This window comes from Janthinobacterium sp. SUN211, from assembly GCF_030587315.1.
Lineage (GTDB): Bacteria > Pseudomonadota > Gammaproteobacteria > Burkholderiales > Burkholderiaceae_D > Janthinobacterium > Janthinobacterium kumbetense.
Genome location: NZ_JAPWIC010000003.1, coordinates 1 through 26,986, shown reverse-complemented (window position 1 = coordinate 26,986; position 26,986 = coordinate 1). Strand labels below are relative to the sequence as shown.

General features: G+C 62.9%; 24 protein-coding genes. 8 read left to right on the top strand and 16 right to left on the bottom strand.

The window, feature by feature from the left end; translation table 11 throughout:
• Positions 1 to 30 precede the first annotated feature (30 nt).
• The 12 genes from O3301_RS11350 to O3301_RS11295 all read right to left on the bottom strand — a co-directional run bounded on the left by O3301_RS11350 (position 31) and on the right by O3301_RS11295 (position 14,143).
• The gene (locus tag O3301_RS11350; protein WP_305056413.1) at positions 31 to 951 is read right to left on the bottom strand and encodes a hydroxymethylglutaryl-CoA lyase; all 921 of its coding nucleotides are present in this window, start codon (positions 949 to 951) and stop codon (positions 31 to 33) included.
• A 1-nt stretch (position 952) separates the two neighbouring features.
• On the bottom strand, positions 953 to 1,885 hold the full coding sequence (locus O3301_RS11345; protein WP_305056732.1) for a glyoxylate/hydroxypyruvate reductase A: 933 nt from the start codon (positions 1,883 to 1,885) through the stop codon (positions 953 to 955).
• 21 nt (positions 1,886 to 1,906) lie between these two features.
• Entirely contained in the window at positions 1,907 to 3,934 is a 2,028-nt protein-coding gene (locus O3301_RS11340; RefSeq protein ID WP_305056412.1) for an acetyl/propionyl/methylcrotonyl-CoA carboxylase subunit alpha, read from the bottom strand.
• Positions 3,935 to 4,028: 94 nt separating this feature from the next.
• A complete protein-coding gene (bioB, locus tag O3301_RS11335) occupies positions 4,029 to 5,075 on the bottom strand; it encodes a biotin synthase BioB (RefSeq protein ID WP_099666034.1) in 1,047 nt (348 codons plus the stop codon).
• Between the two features lie 32 nt (positions 5,076 to 5,107).
• Positions 5,108 to 5,899, bottom strand: coding sequence for a dethiobiotin synthase (gene bioD / locus O3301_RS11330; RefSeq protein WP_289906080.1), 792 nt, complete (start codon positions 5,897 to 5,899; stop codon positions 5,108 to 5,110).
• Entirely contained in the window at positions 5,889 to 7,085 is a 1,197-nt protein-coding gene (gene bioF / locus O3301_RS11325; RefSeq protein WP_305056411.1) for an 8-amino-7-oxononanoate synthase, read from the bottom strand. Before bioF ends, bioD begins: the two co-directional genes overlap by 11 nt.
• A gap of 1 nt (position 7,086) precedes the next feature.
• Positions 7,087 to 8,415: an adenosylmethionine--8-amino-7-oxononanoate transaminase gene (gene bioA, locus O3301_RS11320; protein WP_305056410.1), complete on the bottom strand. Its 1,329-nt coding sequence runs from the start codon at positions 8,413 to 8,415 to the stop codon at positions 7,087 to 7,089.
• 19 nt (positions 8,416 to 8,434) lie between these two features.
• A complete protein-coding gene (locus O3301_RS11315; RefSeq protein WP_251349686.1) occupies positions 8,435 to 9,223 on the bottom strand; it encodes an enoyl-CoA hydratase/isomerase family protein in 789 nt (262 codons plus the stop codon).
• A 21-nt stretch (positions 9,224 to 9,244) separates the two neighbouring features.
• Positions 9,245 to 10,867: a carboxyl transferase domain-containing protein gene (locus O3301_RS11310; protein WP_251349687.1), complete on the bottom strand. Its 1,623-nt coding sequence runs from the start codon at positions 10,865 to 10,867 to the stop codon at positions 9,245 to 9,247.
• 40 nt (positions 10,868 to 10,907) lie between these two features.
• A complete protein-coding gene (locus O3301_RS11305) occupies positions 10,908 to 11,360 on the bottom strand; it encodes a YchJ family protein (RefSeq protein WP_305056409.1) in 453 nt (150 codons plus the stop codon).
• A 79-nt stretch (positions 11,361 to 11,439) separates the two neighbouring features.
• Complete coding sequence (locus tag O3301_RS11300) at positions 11,440 to 12,726, bottom strand: D-amino acid dehydrogenase (protein WP_305056408.1); 1,287 nt, start codon at positions 12,724 to 12,726, stop codon at positions 11,440 to 11,442.
• Positions 12,727 to 12,817: 91 nt separating this feature from the next.
• The gene (locus tag O3301_RS11295) at positions 12,818 to 14,143 is read right to left on the bottom strand and encodes a serine hydrolase (protein WP_305056407.1); all 1,326 of its coding nucleotides are present in this window, start codon (positions 14,141 to 14,143) and stop codon (positions 12,818 to 12,820) included.
• 239 nt (positions 14,144 to 14,382) lie between these two features.
• Between O3301_RS11295 and O3301_RS11290 the strand changes: the two genes are divergently transcribed.
• Positions 14,383 to 15,123 carry a GntR family transcriptional regulator gene (locus O3301_RS11290; RefSeq protein ID WP_077398269.1) on the top strand — a complete coding sequence of 247 codons (741 nt, stop codon included), beginning with the start codon at positions 14,383 to 14,385 and terminating at the stop codon, positions 15,121 to 15,123.
• A gap of 2 nt (positions 15,124 to 15,125) precedes the next feature.
• On the opposite strand, the gene O3301_RS11285 is transcribed toward O3301_RS11290, so the two are convergent.
• Together O3301_RS11285 and O3301_RS11280 are read right to left on the bottom strand one after the other, a co-directional pair.
• Positions 15,126 to 16,274, bottom strand: coding sequence for a nuclear transport factor 2 family protein (locus O3301_RS11285; protein ID WP_305056406.1), 1,149 nt, complete (start codon positions 16,272 to 16,274; stop codon positions 15,126 to 15,128).
• A gap of 127 nt (positions 16,275 to 16,401) precedes the next feature.
• Positions 16,402 to 17,460 carry a helix-turn-helix transcriptional regulator gene (locus tag O3301_RS11280; protein WP_289918852.1) on the bottom strand — a complete coding sequence of 353 codons (1,059 nt, stop codon included), beginning with the start codon at positions 17,458 to 17,460 and terminating at the stop codon, positions 16,402 to 16,404.
• Positions 17,461 to 17,688: 228 nt separating this feature from the next.
• Between O3301_RS11280 and O3301_RS11275 the strand changes: the two genes are divergently transcribed.
• The 7 genes from O3301_RS11275 (at position 17,689) to O3301_RS11245 (ending at position 25,150) form a co-directional block, all read left to right on the top strand.
• The gene (locus O3301_RS11275; RefSeq protein WP_305056405.1) at positions 17,689 to 18,570 is read left to right on the top strand and encodes an N-acetylmuramic acid 6-phosphate etherase; all 882 of its coding nucleotides are present in this window, start codon (positions 17,689 to 17,691) and stop codon (positions 18,568 to 18,570) included.
• A gap of 45 nt (positions 18,571 to 18,615) precedes the next feature.
• A complete protein-coding gene (locus O3301_RS11270) occupies positions 18,616 to 19,926 on the top strand; it encodes an MFS transporter (protein WP_305056404.1) in 1,311 nt (436 codons plus the stop codon).
• Positions 19,927 to 20,016: 90 nt separating this feature from the next.
• Positions 20,017 to 21,678 carry a glycoside hydrolase family 10 protein gene (locus O3301_RS11265; protein WP_305056403.1) on the top strand — a complete coding sequence of 554 codons (1,662 nt, stop codon included), beginning with the start codon at positions 20,017 to 20,019 and terminating at the stop codon, positions 21,676 to 21,678.
• 94 nt (positions 21,679 to 21,772) lie between these two features.
• Entirely contained in the window at positions 21,773 to 22,753 is a 981-nt protein-coding gene (locus tag O3301_RS11260) for a BadF/BadG/BcrA/BcrD ATPase family protein (RefSeq protein WP_305056402.1), read from the top strand.
• Positions 22,750 to 23,550, top strand: coding sequence for an N-acetylmuramoyl-L-alanine amidase (locus tag O3301_RS11255; RefSeq protein ID WP_289912643.1), 801 nt, complete (start codon positions 22,750 to 22,752; stop codon positions 23,548 to 23,550). Before O3301_RS11260 ends, O3301_RS11255 begins: the two co-directional genes overlap by 4 nt.
• An 83-nt stretch (positions 23,551 to 23,633) precedes the next feature.
• The gene (locus tag O3301_RS11250) at positions 23,634 to 24,536 is read left to right on the top strand and encodes a LysR family transcriptional regulator (protein ID WP_251349699.1); all 903 of its coding nucleotides are present in this window, start codon (positions 23,634 to 23,636) and stop codon (positions 24,534 to 24,536) included.
• A complete protein-coding gene (locus tag O3301_RS11245; protein WP_305056401.1) occupies positions 24,536 to 25,150 on the top strand; it encodes a M15 family metallopeptidase in 615 nt (204 codons plus the stop codon). Before O3301_RS11250 ends, O3301_RS11245 begins: the two co-directional genes overlap by 1 nt.
• Here O3301_RS11245 and O3301_RS11240 read toward each other — a convergent pair whose 3' ends face one another.
• Together O3301_RS11240 and O3301_RS11235 are read right to left on the bottom strand one after the other, a co-directional pair.
• Positions 25,151 to 26,530: a sodium-dependent transporter gene (locus tag O3301_RS11240; protein ID WP_305056400.1), complete on the bottom strand. Its 1,380-nt coding sequence runs from the start codon at positions 26,528 to 26,530 to the stop codon at positions 25,151 to 25,153.
• Positions 26,531 to 26,634: 104 nt separating this feature from the next.
• Positions 26,635 to 26,986: hypothetical protein (locus O3301_RS11235; RefSeq protein WP_305056399.1), on the bottom strand; the 352-nt coding region annotated here is incomplete at its 5' end.

Genomic DNA, 26,986 nt, shown 5'->3' with positions numbered 1-26,986 from the left:
CAGCAAAAAGGGGCCGCAGCCCCTTTTCAATTACCCCAGGCGTTTCGCCGCGATGGCGTTGCCGGCGCGGCTAGAACCCTTGCGCCCCAGCTGCTGCGAAATAAATTGTCCCGCATCGACCACCAGGTCCAGGTCGATGCCGGTGGCAATGCCCAGCCCCTGCATCAGGTACAGCACGTCCTCGGTGGCCACGTTGCCGGTGGCGCCCTTGGCGTACGGGCAGCCGCCCAGGCCGGAGACGGACGAGTGATAGATCGCGATGCCCGTTTCCAGGCTGGCGTAGATGTTCGCCAGCGCCTGGCCATAGGTGTCGTGGAAGTGGCCGGACAGGCCTCCCACGTGGAAAGCCTGGATCGCGCGCTCCATTACCGCCTGCGTCTTGCGCGGCGTGGCCACGCCGATGGTGTCGGCGATGTCGATTTCGTCGCAGCCCAGGTCGCGCATGCGTTTCACCACGTCGGCCACGGCGTCGAGCGGCACGTCGCCCTGGTAGGGGCAGCCGAAGGCGCAGCTGATGCTGCCGCGCAAGCGCAGGCCGTGTTCCTTGGCCGCTTTCGCCACGCCTTCGAAGCGGGCGATCGATTCGGCGATGGAGCAGTTGATGTTCTTTTGCGAGAACGCTTCGGAGGCGGAGCCGAAGATCACCACTTCATCGGCCTTCGCCGCCAGCGCGGCATCGAAACCCTGCATGTTCGGCGTCAGCGCCGAATAAATGGTGCCGGGGCGGCGCGCGATTTTCTGCATGACTTCCGCGCTGGTGGCCATCTGCGGCACCCATTTTGGCGACACGAACGACGCCGCCTCGATATTGGCGAAGCCGGCCAACGTCAGGCGGTCGACCAGTTCGATCTTGACGGCGGCGCTGATGGTTTCCTTCTCGTTTTGCAGGCCGTCGCGCGGACCCACTTCGACGATCTTGACCTGCTTGGGCAGACTGGTAGTAGGGTTCATCTCAATATCCTTGCAAACGGTTGACGATGCCGGCGACAGAGTCGCCGGCGTGCAGGCGGCGCATCTTGGCGGCGATTTGCGCCACGCTTTCGCGGCGCAGGGTGGCGGCCGAAATATGCGGCGTGATGGTGATGCGTGGTTCTTGCCAGAACGGGTGCTGCTGCGGCAGCGGTTCGTTGCGGAACACGTCCAAGGTCGCGCCGGCGATGTGCCCGGAGCGGATCAGGGTCAGCAAATCCGGTTCGGCGAGATGCGCGCCGCGCGCCACGTTGATGATGTAGGCGCCCGGCAGCAGCATCGACAGGCGTGCGCGGTCGAGCAGGTTGTGCGTGTCCGGCGTGAGCGGCAGCATGCAGACCAGCACGCGCGTGCCGCGTAAAAAGGCTTCGAGTCCCTCTTCGCCCGCGTAGCACTGCACGCCATCGACGTGTTTCTGGCTGCGGCTCCAGCCGCGCAGGGGAAATTCGAACTGCGCCAGCGCTTGCAGCACGCGGGTGCCCAGCACGCCCATGCCCAGCACGCCGACGGGAAAATTCCCCTTGTCGAAGGCGGGCAGCGGCTGCCAGATGCCGGCGCGGCCCTGCGCCTCGTAGTCGTCGAAACGGCGGAAGTGGCGCAGCACGGCGTGGCTCACATATTCGGCCATCTGCACGCCCATGCCTGCGTCATCGAGGCGCACCAGCGGCACGTGGGCCGGCAGCGCCTCGCCGAATTTCAGCAGCGCGTCGACGCCCGCGCCCGTGTTGAAGATGGCTTTGACTTCGCTCAATACGGGCAGCATGGCGGCGGGCGGCTGCCACACGACGGCATAGTCGCAGGGCGCGAACGACTCGCCCTCGCGCCAGAAGACAATCTCGGCTTCGGGCAGCAAGTCACGGAAGTCGCTGATCCACGCCGCTTCCTTGCCGTCCGCGCGCTGTAACAGGATGCGCATCGAGGTTTCCAAGAGCGCTCCTCAGGCGGCGGCCTTGAAGGCCAGCAGCGGCGCGCCATCGGCCACCTGGTCGCCGACCGCGTACAGCACCTCTTCCACCAGGCCGTCGTGCGGCGCGGCGATCGTGTGCTCCATCTTCATCGCTTCCATGATGACCAGCGGCTCGCCCTTCTTGACGTCCTGGCCTTGATTGACCAGCACGGCGACGACCTTGCCCGGCATCGGCGCCGTCAGGCGGCCGCCTTCCGCTTCCGTTTCGCCCGCATGCGCCATCGGGTCGCTGTAGTGCAGGGTGTGGTGCAAGCCGCTGGTAAACACGTGGAATTGCTCGCCGTCGCGCAGCACGGTGCCATGCACGGCACGCTCGCCCAGCTTGATGTGCAGCTCGTTGCCTTTGCGCGCCGTCAAGGTCAGGGGCTGGCCGTTGAACAGCCAGCCATCCGTCTGGTAGGCGATGCGCGCGGCATAGGCCTTGCTGTCGCCGGCCAGCGCGAATTCGTCGGCAAATGCCAGGCTGCGTCCCAGGGTGCTGTTCAAGCGCCAGCCAAGGGCATTGCCCCATGGGTCGGCGCGGTTGGCCGATTGCGCTTCGGCGGCCGCTTTTTCTTCCAGCAGCAGGGCCACGGACGCCAGCGCCAGGGCCGTGTCGGGCGCCGCCTGCAGGGCGGGGAACAGCGACTCCTGATTGCGCTCGATCAAACCCGTGTCCAGGTCCGCGCTGGAAAATGCCTGGCCTTCGACCAGGCGTTTCAGGAAGGCGATATTGCTGGCCAGGCCCACGATCTGGTATTCCGACAGCGCTTGCGCCATGCGTGCCAGCGCTTCGCGGCGGTCCGCGCCCCAGACGATCAGCTTGGCGATCATCGGGTCGTAGAATGGCGAAATGGCGTCGCCTTCGCGCACGCCCGAATCGATGCGCACGGACGCCGGAACGACCGTGCCACCCAGTTCGAACGTGACGGCCGATGGCGACTGCATGTGGCGCAGGGTGCCGATCGACGGCAGGAAGCCCTTCTCCGGATTTTCCGCGTAGATGCGCGCCTCGATGGCGTGGCCGTGGATCGCCAGTTCGCTCTGTTTCTTCGGCAGCGGCTCACCAAAGGCGACGCGCAACTGCCATTCCACCAGGTCGGTGCCGGTGATCATTTCCGTCACCGGATGCTCGACCTGCAGGCGCGTGTTCATCTCCATGAAGTAGAACGAGCCATCCTGGTTGGCGATGAATTCCACCGTGCCCGCGCCCACGTAGCCGACGGCCTTGGCGGCGGCGACGGCCGCTTCGCCCATGGCTGCGCGGCGCTCGGCCGGCATGCCCGGCGCTGGCGCTTCTTCCAGCACCTTTTGATGGCGGCGCTGCACCGAGCAATCGCGCTCGAACAGGTAGATGCAGTTGCCGAGCGTGTCGGCGAACACCTGGATTTCGATATGCCGCGGGCGCGACAGGTATTTTTCGGCCAGCACCTTGTCGTCGCCGAAAGAACTGATCGCTTCGCGCTTGCACGAGGCCAGCGCGGCCTTGAAGTCGGCGCTGTTGTCGATGACGCGCATGCCCTTGCCGCCCCCGCCGGCCGAAGCCTTCAGCAGGACGGGGTAGCCGATCTTGTCGGCTTGCGTGTGCAAAAAGTCCGCATCCTGTTCCTCGCCATGGTAGCCGGGCACCAGTGGCACGTTGGCTTTTTCCATCAGCGACTTGGCGGCCGATTTGGAACCCATGGCGCGCATGGCGGACGCCGGCGGGCCGATGAAGACGAGGCCCGCTGCGTGGCAGGCGTCGGCGAAATCCGCATTTTCGGACAGGAAGCCGTAGCCGGGATGGATCGCCTGCGCACCAGTGGCCAGCGCCACGGCGATGATCTTGTCGCCGCACAGATAGCTTTCCTTGGCCGGCGCGGGGCCGATCAGGACGGCTTCGTCGCACACGGAGACGTGCTTGGCGTTGGCGTCCGCTTCCGAATACACGGCGACGGTCTGGATGCCCATGCGGCGCGCGGTAGCGGCGACACGGCAAGCGATTTCGCCGCGGTTGGCGATCAGGATTTTAGTGAACATGGTCTCTCTCTTTGCAGCTCGTGGCTGGAAGTTTTTTATCTGAGGTGTCGCGATGAAGGAATGCGCCCTGGTGGGGCGCATTCCGATGGCTGCATCAGCAGCCGCACTTCTCTTTCTGTACCGAGTCCAGCATGGCGCCGCGCGTTTGCAGGCCCAGCTTGTTCAACAGGACGCGGTCGTCTTCCGCTTCCGGGTTGTCGGTGGTGAGCAGCTTGTCGCCGTAGAAGATGGAATTGGCACCTGCCAGGAAGCACATGGCTTGCACGGCTTCGCCCATCTGGCGGCGGCCCGCCGACAAGCGCACGCGCGCCTTCGGCATGGTGATGCGGGCCACGGCGATGGTGCGCACGAATTCGAACGGATCGAGCGCTTCCATGCCGTACAGTGGCGTGCCTTCCACCTGCACCAGGTGGTTGACGGGCACCGATTCCGGATACGGATTCAGATTGGCCAGCTGGGCGATCAGGCCCGCGCGCTGCAAGCGCGTCTCACCCATGCCGACGATGCCGCCGCAGCATACTTTCAAGCCCGCTTCGCGCACGCGGCCCAGGGTGTCCAGGCGGTCCTGGTATTCGCGCGTCGAGATGACGTTGTCGTAGAACTCGGGCGCCGTATCGAGGTTATGGTTGTAGAAGTCGAGGCCCGCGTTCTTCAGGCGGTCCGCTTGTCCTTCTTCCAGCATACCCAAAGTAGCGCATGTTTCCAGGCCCAGCGCCTTGACCTTGGTCACCATCTCTTCGACTTTTTCCATGTCGCGCTCTTTCGGGCTGCGCCAGGCGGCGCCCATACAGAAGCGCGTGGCGCCGTTGGCTTTTGCCTGGCGGGCCGCGTCGAGTACCGTGTCGATGTCGAGGATTTTTTTCGCTTCCACGCCCGTGTCGTAGCGGGCCGCCTGCGGGCAGTAGCCGCAGTCTTCCTCGCAGCCGCCCGTCTTGATCGACAACAGGGTCGCCAGTTCCACGTCGCCGTCGGGGAAGTTGACGCGGTGGGTTTGCTGGGCCTTGAACATCAGGTCATTGAATGGCAGGTCGAACAGGGCCAGCACGTCGGCGACGGGCCAGGTGGCCGCTTCCGGCACGGTGATGCGCGCCGCAGGGCGGTGCAGTTCGACGGTTTTTGCTGCTTCTTGGACTAAAGACATGGTGATTCCTTCGCTTCTATTTTTTAGCTACATTAAGTGTTGGGATGCTGCGCCGGCCAGTTGGGCAAGCCGGTGAAATCGAGATACGCCGCCGCCGCTTGCGCGCTCGGCTGCGCCAGGCGCGGCACCCTGCCCAGCAGCGGCGCCGGGATGCGCTCGATCAGCGCATCGATATTTTCGTCGAGGAAGCGCATTTCCACTTCCAGCGTGTTGGCGACCCAGCCGATGACCGTCAAGCCGCGCGCTTCGACGGCTTCCACCGTCAGCAAGGCCTGGCTGATGCAGCCCAGGCGCATGCCGACCACGAGGATCACGGGCAGGTCGAGCTGCTGCGCCAGGTCGGCCGAATCGAAACCGGGCGACAGCGGCACGCGGAATCCACCCACGCCTTCGACCACCACGGCGTCCGAGGCGGCGGCGATTTCCAGGTAGGCGGCCAGGATGGGCACCGATTCGATGCTGACGCCTTCGAGCGCGGCGGCGATATGCGGCGCGGCTGGTTCCTTCAGCATGTAGGGCGTCGTCAGGCTGCGCAGCATGGTGACGTTGCCGGCGGCGATCAGGCTGTCGGCGTCTTCATTATGCAGTTCGCCGTCGCGCATCTCGGCGCCGGCGGCGACAGGCTTCATGCCGCAGGCGCGCACGCCGCGCGCGACCAGCGCGTGCAGCAGGGCCGACGACGTCAATGTCTTGCCGATTTCCGTGTCGGTGCCGGTGACGAAACAGGCAAAGCGCGAGGGCAGGCCGGCAATGGCCGGAGCCGGCTGCACGGCCGGCGCCAGGTCCGCCAGCACTTCCGCCACGATAGGATCATCAAGGCTCATGGCGAGTCCTTTCCAGGGTGTTGACTGCGTTGATCAATTGCGCCACTTCCTGCGCCGTATGGCCGGCCGACAGGGTTACGCGCAGGCGCGCCGACCCCGCCGGCACGGTGGGCGGGCGGATGGCGCCGACCCACAGGCCCTGTTCATACAGGGTGGCGGCGATGTCCAGCATGTCCGCGTTCTCGCCGATGATGACGGGCTGGATGGCGGTCACCGAGGGCAAGGCTTGCCAGCGTTGCAGCTGCAGGCCGTCGTTCCATTGCGCCACCAGCGCCGCCAGGTGGGCGCGGCGTTGCCGGCCTTCCTCGCCAGCGATGATGTCCAGGCTGGCCAGTAGCGCATGCGCCAGCGCGGGCGCGGCCGCCGTAGTGAAGATGTACGGGCGCGCCTTCTGGATCAGGGTCTCGATCACGGCTTCGTGCGCGCACACAAAGGCGCCGCCCACGCCGGCCGACTTGCCCAGGGTGCCCACGTACACGAGGTAGGGCGAATGCAGGTCGAAGTGTTCGAGCGCGCCGCGGCCGTTGGCTCCCAGCGCGCCGAAGCCGTGCGCGTCGTCGACCACCAGCCAGGCGCCGTATTGTTCGCACAGGGCCAGCAGCGCGGGCAGCGTCGCCAGGTCGCCATCCATGCTGAAGACGCTGTCGGTGACGACGATCTTGGTTTTCGCCGTGCTGGCCGCCAGCAGGGCCGCCAGGGCATCGAGGTCGGCGTGCGGATACACGCGCGTTTTCACGCGCGCCAGGCGCGTGCCGTCGATCAGCGAGGCGTGGTTCAGCGCTTCCGAGAAAATCTCCGCGTCCGCGTCGCCCGCCGACAGGGCCGTCAGCACGGCCAGATTGGCCATGTAGCCGGTGCAGAAATACAGGGCGCGGGCGTTTTCCAGGTTGGCGCCCACGAACGTCGCCAGACGCTCTTCCAGCTGCGCGTGCGCGCGGCCATGGCCGCTGATCAGATGCGACGCGCCGCTGCCCGCGCCATACAGGTCGGCGCCCTCTTTCAGCGCCGCGACGATGCGCGGATGCGACGCCAGGCCCAGGTAGTCATTGCTGCAAAAGGCCAGCATGTCGCGGCCATCGACCGTCAGGCGCGGCGCGCACGGCGTGTCGACGGTGCGGCGGCGGCGGATCAGGCTGCGCTCTTCCAGCCCTTGCAGCTGCTGTTGTAATCGGGCGATCAGTTCCATCTCAGGCCCCGATCACATGATTGAAGACGGCCAGGGTCTGCTGGCCCAGGCCCGCGATCTCCGCGTCGTCGAGTATGTACGGCGGCATCAGGTAGACGGTGGAACCGATGGGGCGCATCAGCAGTTCATGTTCTAGCGCCGTGCTGAAGAAGCGGCGCGAGAAATCGGGCGCCGCGTCGACGGCGTCAAACGCCCAGATCATGCCCTGCTGGCGGAAGTTTTTTACCTTGTTATGCTGCGCCAGCGGCGCCAACGCTTGCGTGATCTTCTCGGCGCGCACGCGGTTGGTGGCCAGCACATCGTCTTCCTCGAAGATGGACAGCGTCGCCAGCGCGGCGCGGCAGGCCAGCGGGTTGCCCGTGTACGAGTGCGAATGCAAAAAGCCGCGGCGCACGTCGGTGCTGTAGAAGGCCTGGTAGATGTCTTCGCGCGTCATCACCAGCGATAAAGGCAGATAGCCGCCGCTGATGCCTTTCGACAGGCAGACGAAGTCGGGCCAGATGCCGGCCTGTTCGCAGGCAAAGAAGGTGCCCGTGCGGCCGCAGCCGACGGCGATTTCATCGAGGATCAGATGGACTTGATAGCGGTCGCACAGGGCGCGCACCAGCGACAGGTACAGCGGGTCGTGCATGGCCATGCCCGTGGCGCATTGCACCAGCGGCTCGATGATGATGGCGGCGATCTTGTCGGCCTTTTGCTGGAACAAATGCTCCACGTCGGCCGCCGCGCGGCGCGCCACGTCTTGGGCGGACTCGCCTTCGGCCGCCTGGCGGAAGTCGGGCGACATCACCGTCTGCGTTGCCCGCAGCAAGGGGCCGTAGGCATCCTTGAACAGGGCCACGTCCGTGACGGCCAGCGCGCCGATGGTTTCGCCGTGGTAGCTGCCTTTCAGGCAGACGAATTCCTGTTTTTCACCCTTGCCGCTGTTGCGCCAGGCGTGAAAACTCATTTTCAGGGCGATTTCCACGGCCGACGCCCCGTCGGACGCGTAAAAGCTGTGGCCAAGCACGCCGCCCGTCAAGGCGGAGAGCTTTTCCGACAGCTCGATCACCGGTTCATGCGTAAAGCCGGCCAGCATCGCGTGTTCCAGGCGGTCCAGCTGGTCCTTCAGTTCCGCATTGATGCGCGGATTCGCGTGGCCGAACAGGTTCACCCACCAGGAGCTGATGGCGTCCAGGTAGCGTCGTCCTTCGTGATCATACAGCCAGGCGCCGCGGCCGTGGCTGACGGGGATCAATGGGACCGTCTCGTGGTGCTGCATTTGCGTGCACGGATGCCACACGCTGCGCAGACTGCGTTCGACCCAGCCCGATTGTTTTTCTGCTTTCAAAACTGCTCCAATGATATTGCTAGCCCATGAGCCAACTCGGCTTGCGCTTGTCGAGGAACGATTGCACGCCTTCGCGTCCCTGCTCCGAGGCGCGGATCTGCGCGATGCGCTCGGCGGTGTCCGCCAGCAGCGCCTCGTCCACGGGTTGGCCGACGATCTCGCGCACCAGCGTTTTCGCTTGCGCCACGGCGTGCGGGCTGTTGCCCGTCAGCGCCTTGAGCACCTCGGCCGTTTTCGCGTCCAGCGCGTCTGCCTCGACTACCTCGTGGGCAAAGCCGATGCGCAGCGCTTCCTGAGCGGAGAATCGCTCGGCGGTCAGGAAATAGCGGCGTGCCGCGTTTTCGCCCATGGCCTTGATGACATACGGTGAAATAGTGGCGGGAATCAGTCCCAGCCGCACTTCGCTCAGGCAGAAATGCACGTCTTCCGCAACCAGAATGATATCGCATGCGGCGACAAGGCCCATGCCGCCCGCATAGCAGTCGCCCTGGACCTTCGCCACCACGGGTTTCGGACACAGGTAAATCGTGCGCAGCATCTGCGCCAGTTGCAGCGCGTCGGCCTGGTTTTCGGCATGCGTGTAGCCGGCCATCTTCTTCATCCAGTTCAAGTCCGCGCCGGCGCAAAAGGCGGCGCCATTGGCGGCCAGCACGATGGCGCGCACCATGTCGCTGCGTCCCAGACCCTCGAAGGCGCGCGCCAGTTCGGCGATCGTCGTCTCGTTGAAGGCGTTGCGCACGTCGGGGCGGTTCAGGGTCACGGTGGCGACATTGCCTTCGATGACCAGCTTTAAGGTTTCAAATTCCATTATCTTCTCCCTGAATGCCGCTTACATGCGGAATACGCCGAACTTCGTGTCCGGGATTTCCGCGTTCAAGGCGGCCGACAGGCCCAGGCCCAGCACCATGCGGGTATCGGCCGGGTCGATCACGCCATCGTCCCACAGGCGCGCGGTGGCGTAGTACGGGTGGCCCTGGTGTTCGTATTGCTCCTTGATCGGCTGCTTGAAGGCGGCTTCCTCGTCCGCGCTCCACTGCCCGCCCTTGCCTTCGATGCCGTCGCGCTTGACGGTGGCCAGCACGGATGCGGCCTGGTCGCCGCCCATGACGGAAATGCGCGCATTCGGCCACATCCACATGAAGCGGGGCGAAAACGCGCGGCCGCACATGCCGTAATTGCCGGCGCCGAAGCTGCCGCCGATGATCACCGTGAACTTTGGCACGGCAGCCGTCGCGACGGCCGTCACCATCTTGGCGCCATTGCGGGCGATGCCCTCGTTTTCGTATTTGCGGCCCACCATGAAGCCCGTGATGTTTTGCAGGAAGACGAGCGGGATCTTGCGCTGGCAGCACAATTCGATGAAATGCGTGCCTTTCAGGGCCGATTCGGAGAACAAGATGCCGTTATTGGCGATGATGCCGACTTTTACGCCATAGATGTGCGCGAAGCCGCAGATCAGGGTGGTGCCGTAGCGGGCCTTGAATTCGTCGAAATCGCTGCCGTCGACGATGCGCGCGATCACTTCGCGCACGTCGAACGGTTTGCGCGTGTCGACGGGGATCACGCCATACAGTTCCTGCGTCGGGTATTTCGGTTCGACGGAGTCGCGCAGCGCCATCTGCTGCGGTTTTTTACGGTTCAGGTTTGAGACGATGGTGCGCGCCAGCGACAGCGCGTGCAGGTCGTTCTGCGCCAGGTGGTCGACCACGCCGGACAAACGCGTGTGCACGTCGCCGCCGCCCAGGTCTTCGGCCGTCACCACTTCACCTGTCGCCGCTTTCACCAGCGGCGGGCCGCCGAGGAAAATCGTGCCCTGTTCCTTGACGATGATCGATTCGTCGCTCATGGCCGGCACGTAGGCGCCGCCCGCCGTGCAAGAGCCCATGACGACGGCGATTTGCGGGATGCCCTTGGCCGACAGGTTCGCCTGGTTGTAGAAGATGCGGCCGAAATGGTCGCGGTCGGGGAAGACGTCGTCCTGGTTCGGCAGGTTGGCGCCGCCCGAGTCGACCAAATAAATGCAGGGAAGGTTGTTCTGGTCGGCGATTTCCTGGGCGCGCAAATGCTTTTTCACCGTCATCGGGTAATACGTGCCGCCTTTGACGGTGGCGTCGTTGCAGACGATGACGCATTCCTGGCCCGAGACCCTGCCGATGCCCGTGATGATGCCGGCGGCCGGCGCCGCATCGACGCCCTTGGCGTCCTGGTACATGGCGTAGGCCGCCATCTGGGAAAACTCGAGGAAGGGCGTGCCGGGATCGAGCAGCATCTGTACGCGGTCGCGCGGCAGCAGCTTGCCGCGCGCCAGGTGCTTGGCGGCCGCCGCCTCGCCGCCGCCGGCCGCGATTTTCTCCACCTTGTCGCGCAAATCGTCGACGATGGCTTGCATGGCCGCGGCATTGGCCTTGAAATCTTCACTGCGCGGATTGAGTTTGCTTTCGATGTGCGGCATTGCGGTTCCTTTTTATTATCGCCCGGTCTCTCGGGTCGCGCTATTCGGGAAAACTGCCGTCGAGATAAAACCAGCGCAGCGCGCCATCACCGCCCTCGCCTGCCTCGCGCACGAAGCGGCTCACTTCATGCAGGCGGTGCGCGCGGCCGTTGACCTTGTAGCGGGCCACGAATTCCACGCTGTCGCGCTGTATCTCTTCGGCTTGATCTGCTGATTCTGCTTTACGTTGACGTAAACGTAAAGCAGATTTTACCTCAAGTCCCAGCCAGTGGACTTTTTCTTCTTCGGCGAATAAGGCGTCGGTGGGACAGGTGCTGGCGTGCCAGGTGGCGCGCAGATAGGGCTCGTCGCGCAAGGTGAAGGCCGTGTAGCGCGAGCGCATCAGGGCTTCGGCCGTGGGCGGCACGGCGTCGCCCGCGATATACGGGCCGCAGCAACTGGCGTAGGAGGCGCCGCCACAGGGGCAGGCGGCAGATGTCGAGGGTGTGGGCATGCGCTGGCAGACAGGGAACGGAAAAGTTCCGCAATTATCCGCCATAAAGGCAGCGGCGCGTGCGCGCCGCCTTGGGCAGCTATTTTTTCGGGCTGAGGAAGTCCAGCGCGAACGGCGGCGCCTTGCCCGCCATGAGGTCGGCCAGGATGCGCGCCGTGCCGGCGGCAAAGGTAAAGCCCAGCGGACCATGGCCCACGTTGAGCCACAGATTGCCGACTTTGCTGGCGCCCACCAGCGGCGCGCTGTTCGGCGTGGCGGGGCGCAGGCCGGCCCAGGCCGTGGCCTGGTCGTAATCGGCGCCGCGCGGCATGGCTTCGCGCGCCAGCCGCGTCAGGCCGGCGATGCGGTTCCAGTCGATGCTGTTGTCGGCGCCCACCATGTCGACCATGGCGGCCACGCGCAGGTCGCCGCCTATGCGCGCATACAGCACCTTGCGCTCGAAATCCGTGATGCTGATCTCGGGCGCCTGGTCCTGTGCGCGGATGGGCGCCGTCAGGCTGTAGCCTTTCAACGGGTACAGGGGCAGGTAGATGCCTGCCGTGGCGGCCAGGTCGCGGCTCTGGATGCCGGCCGCCAGCACATAGTGATCTGCCTGCAACAGCCCCAGGCTGGTGTCGACGCCCGTGACCTTGCCCTTGTGCGTGACGAGGCGGCGCGCCTCGCCTTTCAGCAGCAGGGAAAAATTCGGGTGCTGCAGCAAACGCGCTTCCAGGGCCAGGCAAAAGGCGTGGCAATCGGCCACGGCTTCTCCTTCGGTAAAAATGCCGCCCGCCAGGGCACCCTGCAGGGCCGCCAGCGCCGGTTCGCGCTGCACGGCTTCCAGCGGCGACAGCACGACGCGCGCCTCTTCCGACTCGGGCCGGGCCACGGCCCGTTGAAAGATGGCGGGCGTGCGGTAGACGATGAGTTTACCTGCATCGCGCCAGGCATACGCTTCCGGCGGCACCGTCAATTCCAGCTGCGCCATGCCGGCGCGGCTCCATTCGCCCAATTGCAGCAGCTTGGCCGTCGTGCGGGCATTGCTGGCGCTGTTGCAATTGCGCAAGAAACTGGCCATCCAGCGCCATTGGCGCCAGTCCGCCTCGGGACGGAAGCGCAGCGGACCGTCTTTTTGCAGCAGCCACTGCAGGGCTTTGAAGGGCACGCCCGCGTCCGCCAGGGGCGCCACATAGCGATAGCTGAGCTGGCCGCCATTGCGGTAGCTGGCGGCGATCGCCACTTGTTCATTGCGTTCCAGTACAGTGACCCTGTAGCCGGCCTCGGCCAGCCACCAGGCCGATGTCAGACCGACGATGCCGCCGCCGATGATGATGACTTGTTGCTGCATGTTGCCTCGCTGCGTTGCGCTCCCATGGTGCGGGAGCATTCGGGAAGAGCTTAGAGGCTGGCCGTCAACGCAGCCAATGAAACATCATGGTGCAGCCATAACTTTCAGGAATGCACTATTTCAGTGCAAATTATTCATGCTTGTCAATCGCACCACGGTATAGGGTGGTGAGTATCAATTCTTCGCTGCGGCCCATGGCGGAATACGTGCCCGGATAGCGTTCGGGATCGCTGCCCGTGCCGCCCACCAGCATCACCATGCCGTTCCTGTTCTTGAAGTCGAGCACGAAGGCGGACACCAGGCCATACGCGTCGCCCAAATGGCCGACGGCCGTGAAACCGGCGCCCTCGACCAGGCCGTTGCCCTGCCCCGCCACCGCGTCGAATTGCTGGTTGCCCAGCCCCCAGGCGCGGTACAGGCCCCGCTCGCTGTCGCCATTGCCGGCGTCTGGCGCCAATTGCCATTGCCGGCCAAACATCAGTGCGATGCTGGCCGGCTGCAATAGCTGCTGATCCTGGTAGCGGCCCCCGTCGAGCAGCATCTGCATGACCTTGCCCAGTCCCGCGGCGGAAATGCGCAAGCCGCCCGTGGGACTGAAGACGGTGGCGTTGCTGCCGATCACATAGCTGGCCATGCCGGCCGGTGGGCGCTGGTAAAAATCGTCGGCCTGGGCGATCCAGGGGCCGTGCGGCTGCCACACTTCCGTTTCCAGCGTGCGCTTGCGGTACAGGGTGGCCGTATTGGCCACCTCTTCCGGGGAAAAGGCGGCCGGGTTGTAGCCGCCGCGCACGTCGAGGGGATCGAGCAGCAGACGGCGCATCAGCAAGTCGAAGCGCTCGCCTGTGACTTTTTCCATCACCGTGCCGATCACGCCCCAGTTCAGGTTGGCATACGTAAAGTAGCGGCCCGGCGCTGCGGCGCGATCCCACATGCTGTCGCCGCCGGCCGTAAACACGTCGCGCAGGCTGCGTTCCGGCCCCCAGGCGTAGCCGCCCGCGTCGCGCAGCGAGGAAGTGTGGCTGAGCAAGCTGCGCAGGGTCAACGGTTGCTGGGGGAAATGCGGGTTGCGCAGGGAAAAGCCCAGATAAATGCCCACGTCCTGATCCAGGCTCAGCTTGCCCTGCTCGACCAGCCGCATCAGGCCCAGCGTGGTCATCATCTTCGAGACGGAAGCGATGCGGAACAGGGTGGCCGGCGTCACGGGCAAGCTGTCCGCCGGCGTGGCGGCTATGTGCCGGTAGCCAAATTGTTGCTGATAAGACACCTTGCCATGGCGGATGGCCAGCACGGACAGGCTGGCCAGCGGGTGGGCCGCATCGTCGACGATGGCGGCCAGCGTGGCATCGAGCGCGCGCGGCCCTGCGTTTTGAGAGACCAAGTCGCTGCCGCTGCCGGGCGGGGCGGCCAGCGCGCTCCAGGTCGTGCCCAGCAGCAGCAAGCCCAGTAAACCCGTCATTTTATTGTGCATGTTTCCCTGTTGTCCGATGTGGTGGAGGCGTCACCAGCATAGGGCGCGATGGTTTACATGGCTAATGAAAATTGCTTATTTATCTATAATGCAAAGCTATACGTACGGTAAAACATTGTTTTTTTAAGTGTATAACCGTTATTTATGGTCATTTTCCATTTATTCATGGGTGGACGGGCTACGCGCAGGCGCCATCGCTATTACACTAGGAGGACAAGGAGAACTGTATGAGCCAGACCAGCGTAGAACTCAAGGTCGATTTAAATGACAATTCGCCTTTATATATGCAGATCGCCCGCAAGCTGAGCGATGACGTACGCAACGGCCGCTACCAGGTAGACCAGGCCCTGCCATCCGAACGTACCCTGTCCGAACTGCTTGACGTATCGCGCGTGACTGCCCGCAAGGCCATCGACCAGCTCGTCGAGCAAGGTCTCGTCGTGCGCCGCCGCGGCTCGGGCAACTATATTGCCCCGCGCATCGAACAGCCGCTGTCGAACCTGTCGAGCTTTTCCGAGCAGCTGCAGCAGCGCGGCTACCGCCCCGGTTCGCGCTGGCTCAAGCGCGAAGTCGTCATCGCCAGCAGCGATGAGCAGCTGAGCCTGGGCCTGGCGCAGAACACGAAAGTGGCGCGCCTGGAGCGCTTGCGCCTGGCCGACGATGTCGTGATGGCGTATGAAGTGAGCGTGCTGCCGTTCAGCGTGGTGCCGGACCCGGATACCATGGGCGACTCGCTGTATGAATACTTGAGCAGCATCAAGAAGGCCCCCGTGCGCGCCTTGCAGCACATCCGCGCCATGAATGCGACGGACGTGCTGGCCAAGCAGCTGGGCATCCCCGATGGCCAGGCCGTGCTGTTCATCACGCGCATCGCCTACCTGGAGTCGGGCGAAGCGGTGGAACTCACGCATTCGTATTGCCGCAGCGATCATTACGATTTTGTGGCGGAAATGCGCCGCGCTCCGTAAATCTACTGCTCGAGCAGGCGGATCATGGATTCCGCCACGCCGACGGACGATTCCCAGCTCATGCCCGTCACCAGCCGGCCGTCGACTTCGACGTGGCTCTTGCCGTTGGCGCCGTGCCTGAATATGCCGCCATGGCCCTTGATGCTGGCTTCTGCCGAAAAGGGGTAGGCCTTGTATACCGGCGATTCCTTGTTGAGAAACGCATCGGGGAACGAGGTGAGCACCTTGCCCTGGATCAGGAAAGTACCGTCACGCAGCTTCAGATTCTTGATGCCCTCGGTGCCATGGCAGATGGCCGCGATCACCCCGCCCTGTTGTTCGTAGATACGCAAGGCGATGTCCTGCAGCGGCTTGTTGTCCGGGATGCCGACGATGGCCGCGCCGCCGCCGACGAAAGCCATGCCTGCATACTCGTCTGCCCTGACCTCGGCGACGGGCTTGGTATGGGCCAGTGCCCACATGAAATCACTGTCGTACAGATGCTTCTTGAGCAGTTCGTCCGACGTGACGATCATTTCCAGGGGAATGGCGCCCCCCTCGGGACTGACGAAGTCGACGGCGTACCCTGCTTTGCGAAAGACATCATAGGTATACGCGATCTCCGGAAAATTATTGCCGGCGTTAACCTTTGTGCCTGGATACTGATGTACATTCGACACGACCAGCAGCACCTTGCGTGCCTGGCGCGGGGCTGCTGGCTCGCGATCTGCCGACTTGCTGATGATCTTCCAGTTGCCGGCGATCTTTTTCAACAGAAAGACATCCACATAGCGCACCCCTTGCTGGGGAATGTGGATCTCGGCCTTGGCGGTGGCCACCTTGCCGCTCACATCCACCTTGATCAGCCGCCCGTGGCGCCCATTGAATTGCCCTATTTTCTCTTGGGAAAAGAGTTTGGCGTATTCCGGACCGCTCAACTCCCATTCCGCATCGTTTTTGCCGTCCAGGTAAAGGCGGGCATTGGCATAAAAGGCCTGGTTGATCTCGCTCTGCACGTTAAAGCTGGTGCCATGCATATACAAGCGCACGGTTTCCCGGATGGCATTTTCGTCCTGGTCTGCGGTTGCGGCGGTGCCGACGGCGGTGATGCTTAACAAGTAACAGGCGAGTATCGTTCGCAATAAAAACTGAATCATGGATGTACCCTGCATGTAGAACTGCGTTTATCGGAGCAACGACCATTTCAGATCGCTGGTGGTCGATAATTTATCGAAATGCAGGGGAATTGATGTCGCCAAACATGATTTCAGACTCCGGAATGGCGATTCCGGAGAGGTTTTACGCGGAAATGGCCCTGGCCGCCTGGCTGGATTGGGCCCGGAAGCTGGCGGGAGTCTGGCCAGCCACTTTCTTGAAGGTCGAATAGAAGGTGGAACTGGAATTGAACCCGCAGCGCTCGGCGACGCTATCCATGTTCCATTGCGGCTCGTCGCTCAATACCTGTTTCGCTTCGGCGATACGGTATTCGTTGACGTAGGTAGTGAAGCTCTTGCCCAGCTTGTCATTCAATACCTGCGACACCTGCGCCTGCGTGCATCCCGCCCGCTTGGCGAGCTGGGCCAGGGTCAGGTTCGGATTCAGATAGGATTTCTGCCCGCTCATCTGTTGTTCCAGCGCGGCGAGCACGGCAAGCGTATCTTCGTGCGTCAGGCGGCTATTCCGGTACTTTTGCTGCGGGTCGGCAGGCGCCAGGATTTCCTTTCTCAGCAGAAAGACCATCACCGCCACATGCAGCGAGAAGGTGAACGACAAGGCGCCGACAATATAGGACGTGAACGGCGTGCTCGCGTACGCCGCCAACATGAGACAACTGCCTGCAAAGACGCTCAGCAGGAGTACGCTGCTGGTCGCCATCCGCTGTCCCTCGTTCCACCATGCGCGGCGGCTTTGCCACAGCAGCCTGGCGGTTGCCAGCAGGTAGCATAGCCAGAACACATGAATGGCATGGCTCGACTGGTTCCACACAGCACGATACGCGGAATACGGAAAGGCAACGCCAATGCCGATCAGCAGGAAGGACAAGCCCAGATGCCAGCGCCATTCTTGTCCGGCAGGCCGTTGCGCCAGCCCGGCGATGAAGGCGCGTACATAGAGATAGGTCAAGGGACCGATCAGCAGGCAGGCCGACAGGCCCAGCTGGCGGAATTCGATGGCGATCGCAGGATTGAAGTAGAGGAAAGCGGACTTGGCGGTGCGCACCCCGACGGCAAGCAGCAATGCCCCCAGCATGCAGTCGGCGAGGCAGCGTGGCCGGCGGCTGAAAAAATAGACGGCCAGGAAAATGCCGTTGATGGCGCCGAGTGCGCTAAACAGGAACAGCAATTGGCGAGCGATCATGGGGCGTGTCGTGGATGTTGGCGTCGAACTGAAGTATAGACATAAACGGGTCTGAAACTTGCCTCTGGGCCACTGAATGAACAAATTCAGCAACTGGTTTGCCGCCGTAGCGAGGTACGCCTAGTTGCACTGGCCATAAACTCCCGTTATGCCCGCCTGCCATCCTTTCATGGTTGATCCCGCTCGTTGGTATTAAACTGGTTTCACGGTCAACCATGTTCTGAAATCATGTTGAAAACTGAAACCCCGAGCCGGCGGCATCCGGACCTGGACCTGTATCCGGTGGAGCAACTGGTGGCGGCGCTGGTCGACGACCAGTTCTGGGCCGTCGAAGCCGTGCGGCTGGCCTCGCCGCAGATCGGGGCGGCCATCACGGCTGCCCTGCCCCGCATCGCTGCCGGCGGGCGCCTGCTGTACGTGGGCGCGGGCACGTCGGGACGCCTGGGCGTGCTCGACAGCGTTGAACTCAATCCCACGTTTTCCTGGCCGCCCGAACGGGCCGTCGCCATCCTGGCCGGCGGCGCGGGCGCCATGTTTACGGCCGTCGAAGGGGCGGAAGATGATTTACAGCAAGGCGAGGCGGACTTGCTGGCCCTGCAGCCGCAGAGCAATGACGTGGTGATCCTGCTGGCCGCGTCCGGCGCCACGCCGTATGTGCTGGGCGCGCTGCTGGCCGCGCGCAAGGCCGGCGCCTTGACGATCGGCATCGCCAACAATGTGGACGCCCCCGTGGCGCATGAGGCGCAATGCGGCATCGTGCTCGACACAGGTACGGAAGTCATTTCCGGCAGCACGCGCCTGAAGGCGGGCACGGCGCAAAAAATCACCTTGAACACGATTTCCAGCGCCCTGATGGTCGGTTTGCACAAAACTTACGGAAACTTGATGGTAGACTTGAAGCCGACCAACGCCAAGCTGATCTGGCGGGCCGTGCGTCTGACCATGCACGCCACCGGCGCCAGCGAAGTGCAGGCCAGGACCGTGCTGGAGCAATGCCACTATCACGTCAAGGTGGCGATTGTTGCCTTGATCAAAAAAATCAACACAAACCAGGCACAGGCATTGTTGGCCGGCGCGGACGGCAGTGTGCGGGCGGCACTGGCGGCGTGATCCGATGGCGCGGCATTCTTCTGTCTGGGAGACAAAGAAGGATGTATGGAGCTTGTGAAACAAACCGCCCCGGCGCGCGCGAATAAGCCGTCAAATAAGCCGTGGCTGTGGATCCCTTCCCTGTATTTTGGCCAGGGCATCCCCTATGTTGTTGTCATGACACTGTCCGTGATCATGTACAAGAACTACGGTTTTTCCAATACGGATATCGCGCTGTATACGAGCTGGTTGTACTTGCCCTGGGTTATCAAGCCCCTGTGGTCGCCCTTCATCGATATGTACCGCACCAAGCGCTTCTGGATCGTCGGCTTGCAGCTGGTGATCGGCGCCGCGCTGGCGCTGGTGGCCCTGACGACGTCCTTGCCCCATTTTTTCCAGATCAGCCTGGCCATCTTCTGGCTGATGGCTTTCAGTTCCGCCACGCATGATATTGCCGCCGACGGCTTTTATATGCTGGGGCTGGAAGAGCACCAGCAGGCGGCTTTTGTGGGCGTGCGCAGCACGTTTTACCGCCTGGCGATGATCGCCGGCCAGGGCGGCCTCGTGTATCTGGCCGGCTATCTGACGCATGCGACGGGCAATGTGCAGCTGGCCTGGTCCGTCGTGTTCGCCATCCTGGCGGGCCTGTTCATCGCCCTCTTCCTGTATCACTATCTTATTCTGCCCAAGCCCAAGGATGACCGGCCCAGCATCCAGGGCGCCGGTATTTCTCCTTTGCAAGAGTTTGTCGCCACCTTTGCTTCCTTCTTCAAGAAGAAGGATATTCTCGTCATCCTGGGCTTTCTGCTGCTGTTCCGCCTGGGCGAAGCGCAACTGTTGAAGCTGGCCGCGCCCTTCCTGCTCGACCCCGTCGCCAAGGGCGGCCTGGGCCTCAGCACGGAACAGGTGGGCCTCGTCTACGGCACCATCGGCGTCATCGCCCTGACCCTGGGCGGCTTGCTGGGCGGATTCATCATTTCCCGCTTCGGCTTGAAACGCTGCCTGTGGATCATGGTGCTGTCCGTCCACTTGCCCGACCTGGTCTTCGTTTACCTGGCCACCGCCTTGCCCAGCAGCATCTATGTGATCGCCGGCGGTATTGCTTTGGAGCAATTTGGCTATGGCTTCGGTTTCGCGTCCTACATGCTGTACATGATCATGGTCTCCGATGGCGCGCATAAAACGGCCCATTACGCCATTTGCACGGGCTTCATGGCCCTGGGCATGATGTTGCCGGGCATGGCCAGCGGCTGGATACAGCAAATGCTCGGTTACCAGCATTTCTTCATCTGGGTGTGCATCGCCACCATTCCCGCTTTCATCATGGCCGCGCTGGTCAAGATCGATCCCGAATTCGGCAAGAAGGCCGAGGCCTGATTCTTTTGAACGGTGCGCCCGCAAGGATGGCGGGCGCACAGTAAAATGCCCCACCGATAGACCTGCGCTCCACCACTGCAAGGAATTGTTTTGTTGTCTACTTTTAAAAAACGCCTGGGCGCCAGCGCCGGCGTATTGGCCGCGCTGGCCACCGCCACATTGCTCAGCAGCTGTACCAGCACCAAGATGCCTTCCGCAGTGACGCCGGGTGAAGCGGGTTTGCCGGCCGTGCCGCCCGTGCAGCACATCACGGGCGAAGTGCCGCCGCCGGCGCCGCGCGAGTTCCGCGCCGCCTGGGTGTCAACCGTGGCGAATATCGACTGGCCCAGCCGCAGCAATTTGCCGGTCGCCAAGCAGCAAGCGGAAGCGCTGGCCATCCTCGACCGCGCCAAGTCCTTGAATTTGAATGCGATTGTGCTGCAAGTGCGGCCCAGCGCCGACACGATATACCCGTCGCAACTGGAGCCCTGGTCGGAATACCTGACCGGCAAGCAAGGCCAGCCGCCGTTGCCTTTGTATGACCCGCTGGCTTTCTGGGTTGCCCAGGCGCATGCGCGGGGACTGGAATTGCACGCCTGGTTCAATCCCTACCGGGCCCGCCACGCGACGGCCAAGTCGCCGCTGGCGCGCGACAGTTTCGCGTCCACCAACCCGGCGTCCGTCAAACAATACGGCCGCTACCTGTGGATGGACCCGGGCGACGCCGCCGCTTCCAAGCACACGACGGACGTGGTGCTCGACGTGGTGCGCCGCTACGATATCGATGGCGTGCACATCGACGATTACTTTTACCCGTATCCGATCGACGCGCCAGGCGCCGGCGCCGGTGCGGAAACAGCCGCGTTGGACGCGGGTAATGGCGGCGCCAAGCGCGAACTGCCGTTTCCCGATGAGCCTTCCTGGCAGCAATATCTGCTGGCTGGCGGTCAGCTGGATCGTCCGTCCTGGCGCCGCCAGAACGTCAACCAGTTGATCGAAGCGTTATATACAGGCATTCACCGCGAAAAGAGCTGGGTGCGCTTCGGCATCAGCCCGTTCGGCATCGGCCGTCCCGACCGCCGCCCTGCCGGCATCGTCGGCTTCAGCCAGTACGACAAATTGTATGCGGATGCGGAACTGTGGCTGGCCAAGGGCTGGCTCGATTACCTGTCGCCGCAGCTGTACTGGCCCGTGGCGCAGGCGCCGCAAGCGTTTGGCGTGCTGCTCGACTACTGGCTGGCGCAAAACCCGTATGGCCGCCACGTGTGGCCAGGCCTGTACACGAGCCGCATCGACAATTCCGCCAAGTCCTTCACGCCGCAAGAGATCATCAAGCAGATCGAAGTGACGCGCACGCGCCCCGGCGCGAATGGACAAGTGCATTTCAGCATGGTGCCGCTGATGCAAAACCGCAAGGGTGTCAGCGACCAGCTCAAGGCGAGCGTGTATCAAAGCCCTGCCCTGATTCCCGCCACGCCATGGCTGGGCAAGGAAGCGCCCGGTACGCCCGTGCTGGCCTTGCGCCGCGATTCCACCAGCCTGAACGTCAAATTGGCGGCGGGCGGCGGCAAACCCGTGGCGCAGTACGCCGTCTGGGCCCGCTACGGCGAAGACTGGCGCTTTACCGTGGTCACGGGCGTGCAGGGCGAACTGACCCTGGTCGACGATGCCACCGGCAAGGTCAATGCGGTGGTGGTCAGCGCCGTCGACCGCCTCGGCAATGAAAGCCCCCGCGTCACCGTGCGCGAACCGTTTGCGGCCCCCGCCAAGTAGTTGCTGAGCGTTTATCCGTAGTCCATAACCTGCAGGCATGAAACATGCGCAAGCTTTCATGCCTGCAAGCTCCGCTTGGCTTTACACTCATGCCATGATTTTCTCCCCTGCAACCCATATTGATACTGCCGTGCTCGGGCTGGGCATCGACGCGGGCGGCACGCAGACGCGCTGGGCCCTGGCCAACGGGGACGGCGCCATCGTGGCCGACGGCGTCGTGGAAGGCTTGTCTGCCTTGCAAATGAGCAGCGATGCGGGCCGCGCAGCCGTGCACGCCACGTTTACCCGGCTGTGCCAGGCCGTGCTGGCTGTCGGCCAGCCCCGCGCCGTGGTGGCGGGCTTGACGGGTTTTGGCGGCGACGATGCGGCGCTGGCGCCCATGCTGGCGCAATTGCTGGCGCTGGATGCCGGCGACGTGCGCTTGGGCAACGATATCGATATCGCCTATCGCGACAGTTTTGAACCCGGCGAAGGTTATCTGGTCTACGCTGGCACGGGCTCGATTGCCGCCTGGATCGATGCGGATGGCGGCTTTCACCGCGCAGGCGGGCGCGGCGTGCTGCTTGACGATGGCGGCGGCGGCTACTGGATCGCGCGCGAAGCCTTGCGCCACATCTGGCGCCGCGAAGACGAGGCGCCGGGCAGCTGGCAAGGCTCGCCTATGGCCGAGGCCGTGTTTGCGCAACTGGGCGGCAGCGACTGGTCGCTGTCGCGCGCCTTCATGTATGGCCAGGACCGGGGCGCCATCGGCCGGCTGGCGCTGGCCGTGGCCGCCAGTGCGGATGCCGATCCGCTGGCGCTGGACATCTTGCAGCGCGCGGGACAGGAATTGGCGCGCCTGGCGCTGGCCCTGACGGCGCGCCATGGTACGCGTCCCGTCGTGCTGGCGGGCCGCGCGGCGCAGTTGCACCCGGCCATCGCGGCTGCCATGCGCGCCGCTTTGCCTGTATCGTTGACGCTGGAACAGAAAGTTGCCCGTCCACATGAAGCGGCGGCCAGGATCGCCGTCAAGACGGCTGTCAAGACACAGGCCAGCACTGAACATTTTATTAACCCGAACACGGATCTTTCATGAAAAAAATCGCTCTCGCCCTGCTGGTGGCCTTGCTCTCCGCCTGTACCACGCCCGCGCCGCACCTCGACCACAGTTTGACGGCGCGCAGCCAGAGCCCGCGCGTGAAATTCATCGTCATCCATTACACGGTCAGCGACCTGCCCCGCTCGATCAAGATCCTGACGGAACAAGTGGTCAGCAGCCATTACTTGCTGACGGACACGGACAAGCCGAAGTTTTACGTGCTGGTCGATGAATCGCGCCAGGCCAATCACGCGGGTGTGAGTAACTGGAAGACTTATACACAGTTGAATGTCAGCTCGATCGGCATCGAGATCGTTAACCCAGGCTACAAGGACACGCCGGAAGGCCGCCTCTGGTATCCGTTTCCCCAGGCACAGATCGATGAGCTCATTCCCCTGTTGAAAGATATCCAGGCCCGCTACAACATCGCGCCGGAAAATATCCTCGGTCATAACGAGATCGCCCCCCAGCGCAAGCAGGATCCGGGTCCATTGTTCCCTTGGCGCCAGCTGGCCGATGCGGGCCTGATCGTCTGGCCGGACGCCAACCGTGTCGCCGCTCAGCGCCTGATTTTTGAGCAGCAAGTGCCGGACGCCGTCTGGTTCCAGAAAAAGCTGGCCCAGCACGGCTATGCGACGCCGACTACGGGCGTGTTCGACGAAGCGACGCGCAATGTGCTGATCGCTTTCCAGATGAAATACCGCAACAAGCTGTTCGATGGCACGCCCGATGGTGAAACGGCGGCCCTGCTGGAAGTGCTGACGACGCCGGCCCCGGCTGTTGCAACAAAGTAGCATGGCCGTTCCAGCCCATGACTTTTTCTTATATGCTGAACATTGACGGCCCTGGCGGCCACGGCAAGGTAAAGGAATAGCTCATGCGGTTGCGTCATATCGAAGTGTTTCACGCCATCATGCAAGTTGGCACCATCAGCGGCGCCGCCCAGGTGCTGCATATCTCGCAGCCGGCCGTGACCAAGGTCTTGCAGCATTGCGAATTGCAACTGGGCATGCCGCTATTCGAGCGCGTGCGGGGCAAGCTGTACCCGAAACCGGAAGCGCACCGCTTGTTTGTCGAGACGGAAAAGCTCAACCGCGATTTATTGGGCATCCGCCGCTTGGCGGCCAGCCTGAAGGGCCACGCGGTGGAAACCATCCGCCTCGTGTCCACGCCGACGATCGCCATCAGTGTCTTGCCATTCGCCATGACGGAGTGGCGGCGCGACTTTCCCCACACGCGTTGCCAGCTGGCTACCCACCACACTGGCGAGATCGTCAACACCTTGCGTCTCGGCGAAGCGGACCTGGCCGTGTCCCTGCAAGACCCGAGGCATCCTGGTATCGTGGCCGAACCGCTCGCGCATGGCGTCATGACGGTGATCGCCCCCGCCGGCACCTGGCATGCGGCCGATTGCGGCACGCCCTTGACGGCGCATGGCCTGAATGGCGAGCTGATCGGCCATGCCGACAACGATCCGCTGGGCGAACTGGTGGTGGCCGCCTGCGAAGCGCAAGATATCCACCCCGTGTTTTCCACCGTGGTGCAGACTTATCAAATTGCCCGTTCCCTGGTGGAAGCGGGCGCCGGCATGGCCGTGGTCGACCCGTTTACGGCCGCCTCCGGTTCGCCCGAGCGCCTGCAGCGCCGTCCCTGGGCGCCGGCTATCCCCATCCAACTGTATTTATTGACGGCGAGCCATTCGCCGCTGTCGCATGGCGCGCGGCGCCTGGCCGACAGCATCGGCGTGGCGGCGCGCAACTGCCTGGAAAGAGGAGTCTGATGTCTGTTGCAAGTTTGCAATTAGAAGCGGTTGGCAACGATCCGCAATTTCGCCACCTGAGCAGCATCGCCGGCATCGCCGTCGACTTGCGCTATGCCACGCCCGACAATTTCGTCGGCCGCGACTTATACAGCCCCATCGATTGCGCCTGGCTGCACCGCGATGCGGCCGCCGCGCTGGAACGGGCCGTGGCCTGGCTGGCCGCGCGGCGCCCCGATTACCATTTATTGGTGCTCGACGCCTTGCGCCCGCAACGGGTGCAGCAGCAACTGTGGGATGCGCTGCAGGGAACGGAGTTGCTCGGCTATATCGCCGAACCGTCGCGCGGCTCCATCCACTCGTTCGGCATGGCGCTTGACATCACCATCGTTGGGCCAGACGGGCAGGAACTGGATATGGGGACAGGGTTTGACGATCTGAGTGAGCGCTCGCACCCGGCACTGGAGTTGGTTTTGCTGGAAAAGGGGGAAATTACGCAGGAGCAGGTGGCACATCGCCGATTGTTGCGCGACGCCATGTTCCAGGCGGGCTTCTTCGGCATCAACAGCGAATGGTGGCATTTCGATTGCGGCGACCGGGTGCTGGTGCGCCAGACCTACACCCGGGTACTCTGATTAAAAGACCTTTAATCCCTTCAGCATCACGATCAGGATCAATACAGGCGAGACAAAGCGCAGCAGGAACAGCAGCACATGCGCCAAGGTTTGATTCTGCAACTGGCCGTGATTGCTGATCGCCTCGATGAAATGCTGCTTGCCCCAGGCCCAGCCTGTAAACAAGGCAATGGCGATGCCGCCCACGGGCAGGAAGATATTCGACGAGACAAAGTCGAACAGATCAAACATATTCAAATCGAATAACTTGAAGTCCGCCAGGGTGCTGTTACTGAGGGCGCACACGGAACCGAGCACGGCCAGCAGCAGCATGGTCACGACGGTGGACTTGGTGCGCGTCCAGCCGAAACGTTCATGGAAAATCACCACGGGCACTTCCATCAGCGACAACATCGCGCCCGTGGCGGCCACGGCGGCCAGGATGAAGAACACCACCATCAGGACTTGTCCCATGGGAATTTGCGAAAACACGGCAGGAATCGTGATGAACACCAGCGACGGTCCCGCGCTGGGGGCGAAGCCAAACGTGAACACGGCGGGGAAGATGGCGATGCCGGCCAGCATCGATACGCCGAGGTCGGCCGCCATCACGCGCAAGGTGGTGACGGGGATATTCTGGTCATCGCGGAAATAGCTGCCGTACGTCATCATCGTGCCCATGCCGACGGACAATTTAAAGAAGGCCAGGCCCATGGCCGTCAGCACGACGGACGCCGTCAGTTTGGAAAAATCAGGACGGAACAGGAAAGCCAGGCCTTCGCCCGCTTTATCCAGCGACAGGCTGACCGCGCAGAGCAGGAGCAGCAGCAGGAACAGCAGCGGCATCAGTTTCTTGGCAATCGCCTCGATGCCCTTGGTCACGCCCAGCATCAAGATGCCGCCGATAAACAGCAGGACGCCCCATTGCCACAACAGCGATTGCAATGGATTGCTGATCAGGGAGGCGAAGGCCGCTTCTGTCACCAGTTTGTCGCTGCTGAGGATGGAACCGTCGATGGCCTTGGCGATATAGGCAAACACCCAGCCCACCACTTCCGAGTAAAACGCCACGATCAGGAAGGCGGCTACCATGCCGATGACGCCGACCAGCCACCAGGGCTTGCCCTTCGGCGCCAGCTGTTCCATGGTGGAGATCGGGTTGACCTTGGCGCGGCGTCCCAGGGTGATTTCCGCGATCATCACGGGCAACCCTACTAATAAGGTGGCGAGCAAATAGATGAGCAGGAAGCCGGCGCCGCCATTGGCGCCCGTCAAGTAGGGGAATTTCCAGATGTTGCCGAGACCGACTGCGGAACCGAGGGTGGCGGCGAGCACGCCGAAGCCAGTGGTAAAGCCAGCTCGTTTCAGGGTCAGGCCTGATCCTTGAGCTTGTTGTTTCATGGTGAATCTTCTATGGATGGACGCGAATGTGCGCTGAGGGGGCGAAATTGTAGCAGTTGGCCGCAAATACCCCGGAAAAGCCTTGCTACTCCCGGGGCGCTTTGCTATAGTTCGCCTCCCCAATGAGACGCACTAGTTTGCGGCACAAAAGGGACAGCCTTCAGGGGCTGGGTAGTAGAAAAGAAGGTGTTGACGATTGTGCAGAAATGCTTCATACTCTTCCTTCTTCGCAGCTGACAAACACAACGCTTTGTCGATAGCGCGAAAGCAGTAACCGAATACAGTTCTTTAACAATTAACAGTCGATAAGTGTGGGCATTTGATGTCAGTGCGGCAGCGATCTTCGGATTGCTGTAATACTTAAAATATATCAAATGTTCACAAGAAATAATGAAATAGGCGCTACGAAAGTAGTGGCCTGTCAGTTTTTTGAGTGAGCGACCCATCAGCAATGAT

What these genes read in the sequence shown, in the direction of transcription:
- O3301_RS11285 (WP_305056406.1), bottom strand. Translation starts at nt 16,274, where the DNA reads ATGCAGGGTACATCCATGATTCAGTTTTTATTGCGAACGATACTCGCC.
- O3301_RS11305 (WP_305056409.1), bottom strand. Translation starts at nt 11,360, where the DNA reads ATGCCCACACCCTCGACATCTGCCGCCTGCCCCTGTGGCGGCGCCTCC.
- O3301_RS11255 (WP_289912643.1), top strand. Translation starts at nt 22,750, where the DNA reads ATGAAAAAAATCGCTCTCGCCCTGCTGGTGGCCTTGCTCTCCGCCTGT.
- O3301_RS11350 (WP_305056413.1), bottom strand. Translation starts at nt 951, where the DNA reads ATGAACCCTACTACCAGTCTGCCCAAGCAGGTCAAGATCGTCGAAGTG.
- O3301_RS11250 (WP_251349699.1), top strand. Translation starts at nt 23,634, where the DNA reads ATGCGGTTGCGTCATATCGAAGTGTTTCACGCCATCATGCAAGTTGGC.
- bioB (WP_099666034.1), bottom strand. Translation starts at nt 5,075, where the DNA reads ATGTCTTTAGTCCAAGAAGCAGCAAAAACCGTCGAACTGCACCGCCCT.
- O3301_RS11340 (WP_305056412.1), bottom strand. Translation starts at nt 3,934, where the DNA reads ATGTTCACTAAAATCCTGATCGCCAACCGCGGCGAAATCGCTTGCCGT.
- O3301_RS11290 (WP_077398269.1), top strand. Translation starts at nt 14,383, where the DNA reads ATGAGCCAGACCAGCGTAGAACTCAAGGTCGATTTAAATGACAATTCG.
- O3301_RS11245 (WP_305056401.1), top strand. Translation starts at nt 24,536, where the DNA reads ATGTCTGTTGCAAGTTTGCAATTAGAAGCGGTTGGCAACGATCCGCAA.
- O3301_RS11315 (WP_251349686.1), bottom strand. Translation starts at nt 9,223, where the DNA reads ATGGAATTTGAAACCTTAAAGCTGGTCATCGAAGGCAATGTCGCCACC.
- O3301_RS11260 (WP_305056402.1), top strand. Translation starts at nt 21,773, where the DNA reads ATGATTTTCTCCCCTGCAACCCATATTGATACTGCCGTGCTCGGGCTG.
- bioF (WP_305056411.1), bottom strand. Translation starts at nt 7,085, where the DNA reads ATGGAACTGATCGCCCGATTACAACAGCAGCTGCAAGGGCTGGAAGAG.
- O3301_RS11280 (WP_289918852.1), bottom strand. Translation starts at nt 17,460, where the DNA reads ATGATCGCTCGCCAATTGCTGTTCCTGTTTAGCGCACTCGGCGCCATC.
- O3301_RS11310 (WP_251349687.1), bottom strand. Translation starts at nt 10,867, where the DNA reads ATGCCGCACATCGAAAGCAAACTCAATCCGCGCAGTGAAGATTTCAAG.
- O3301_RS11345 (WP_305056732.1), bottom strand. Translation starts at nt 1,885, where the DNA reads ATGCGCATCCTGTTACAGCGCGCGGACGGCAAGGAAGCGGCGTGGATC.
- bioD (WP_289906080.1), bottom strand. Translation starts at nt 5,899, where the DNA reads ATGAGCCTTGATGATCCTATCGTGGCGGAAGTGCTGGCGGACCTGGCG.
- O3301_RS11295 (WP_305056407.1), bottom strand. Translation starts at nt 14,143, where the DNA reads ATGACGGGTTTACTGGGCTTGCTGCTGCTGGGCACGACCTGGAGCGCG.
- O3301_RS11300 (WP_305056408.1), bottom strand. Translation starts at nt 12,726, where the DNA reads ATGCTCCCGCACCATGGGAGCGCAACGCAGCGAGGCAACATGCAGCAA.
- O3301_RS11240 (WP_305056400.1), bottom strand. Translation starts at nt 26,530, where the DNA reads ATGAAACAACAAGCTCAAGGATCAGGCCTGACCCTGAAACGAGCTGGC.
- O3301_RS11275 (WP_305056405.1), top strand. Translation starts at nt 17,689, where the DNA reads ATGTTGAAAACTGAAACCCCGAGCCGGCGGCATCCGGACCTGGACCTG.
- O3301_RS11270 (WP_305056404.1), top strand. Translation starts at nt 18,616, where the DNA reads ATGGAGCTTGTGAAACAAACCGCCCCGGCGCGCGCGAATAAGCCGTCA.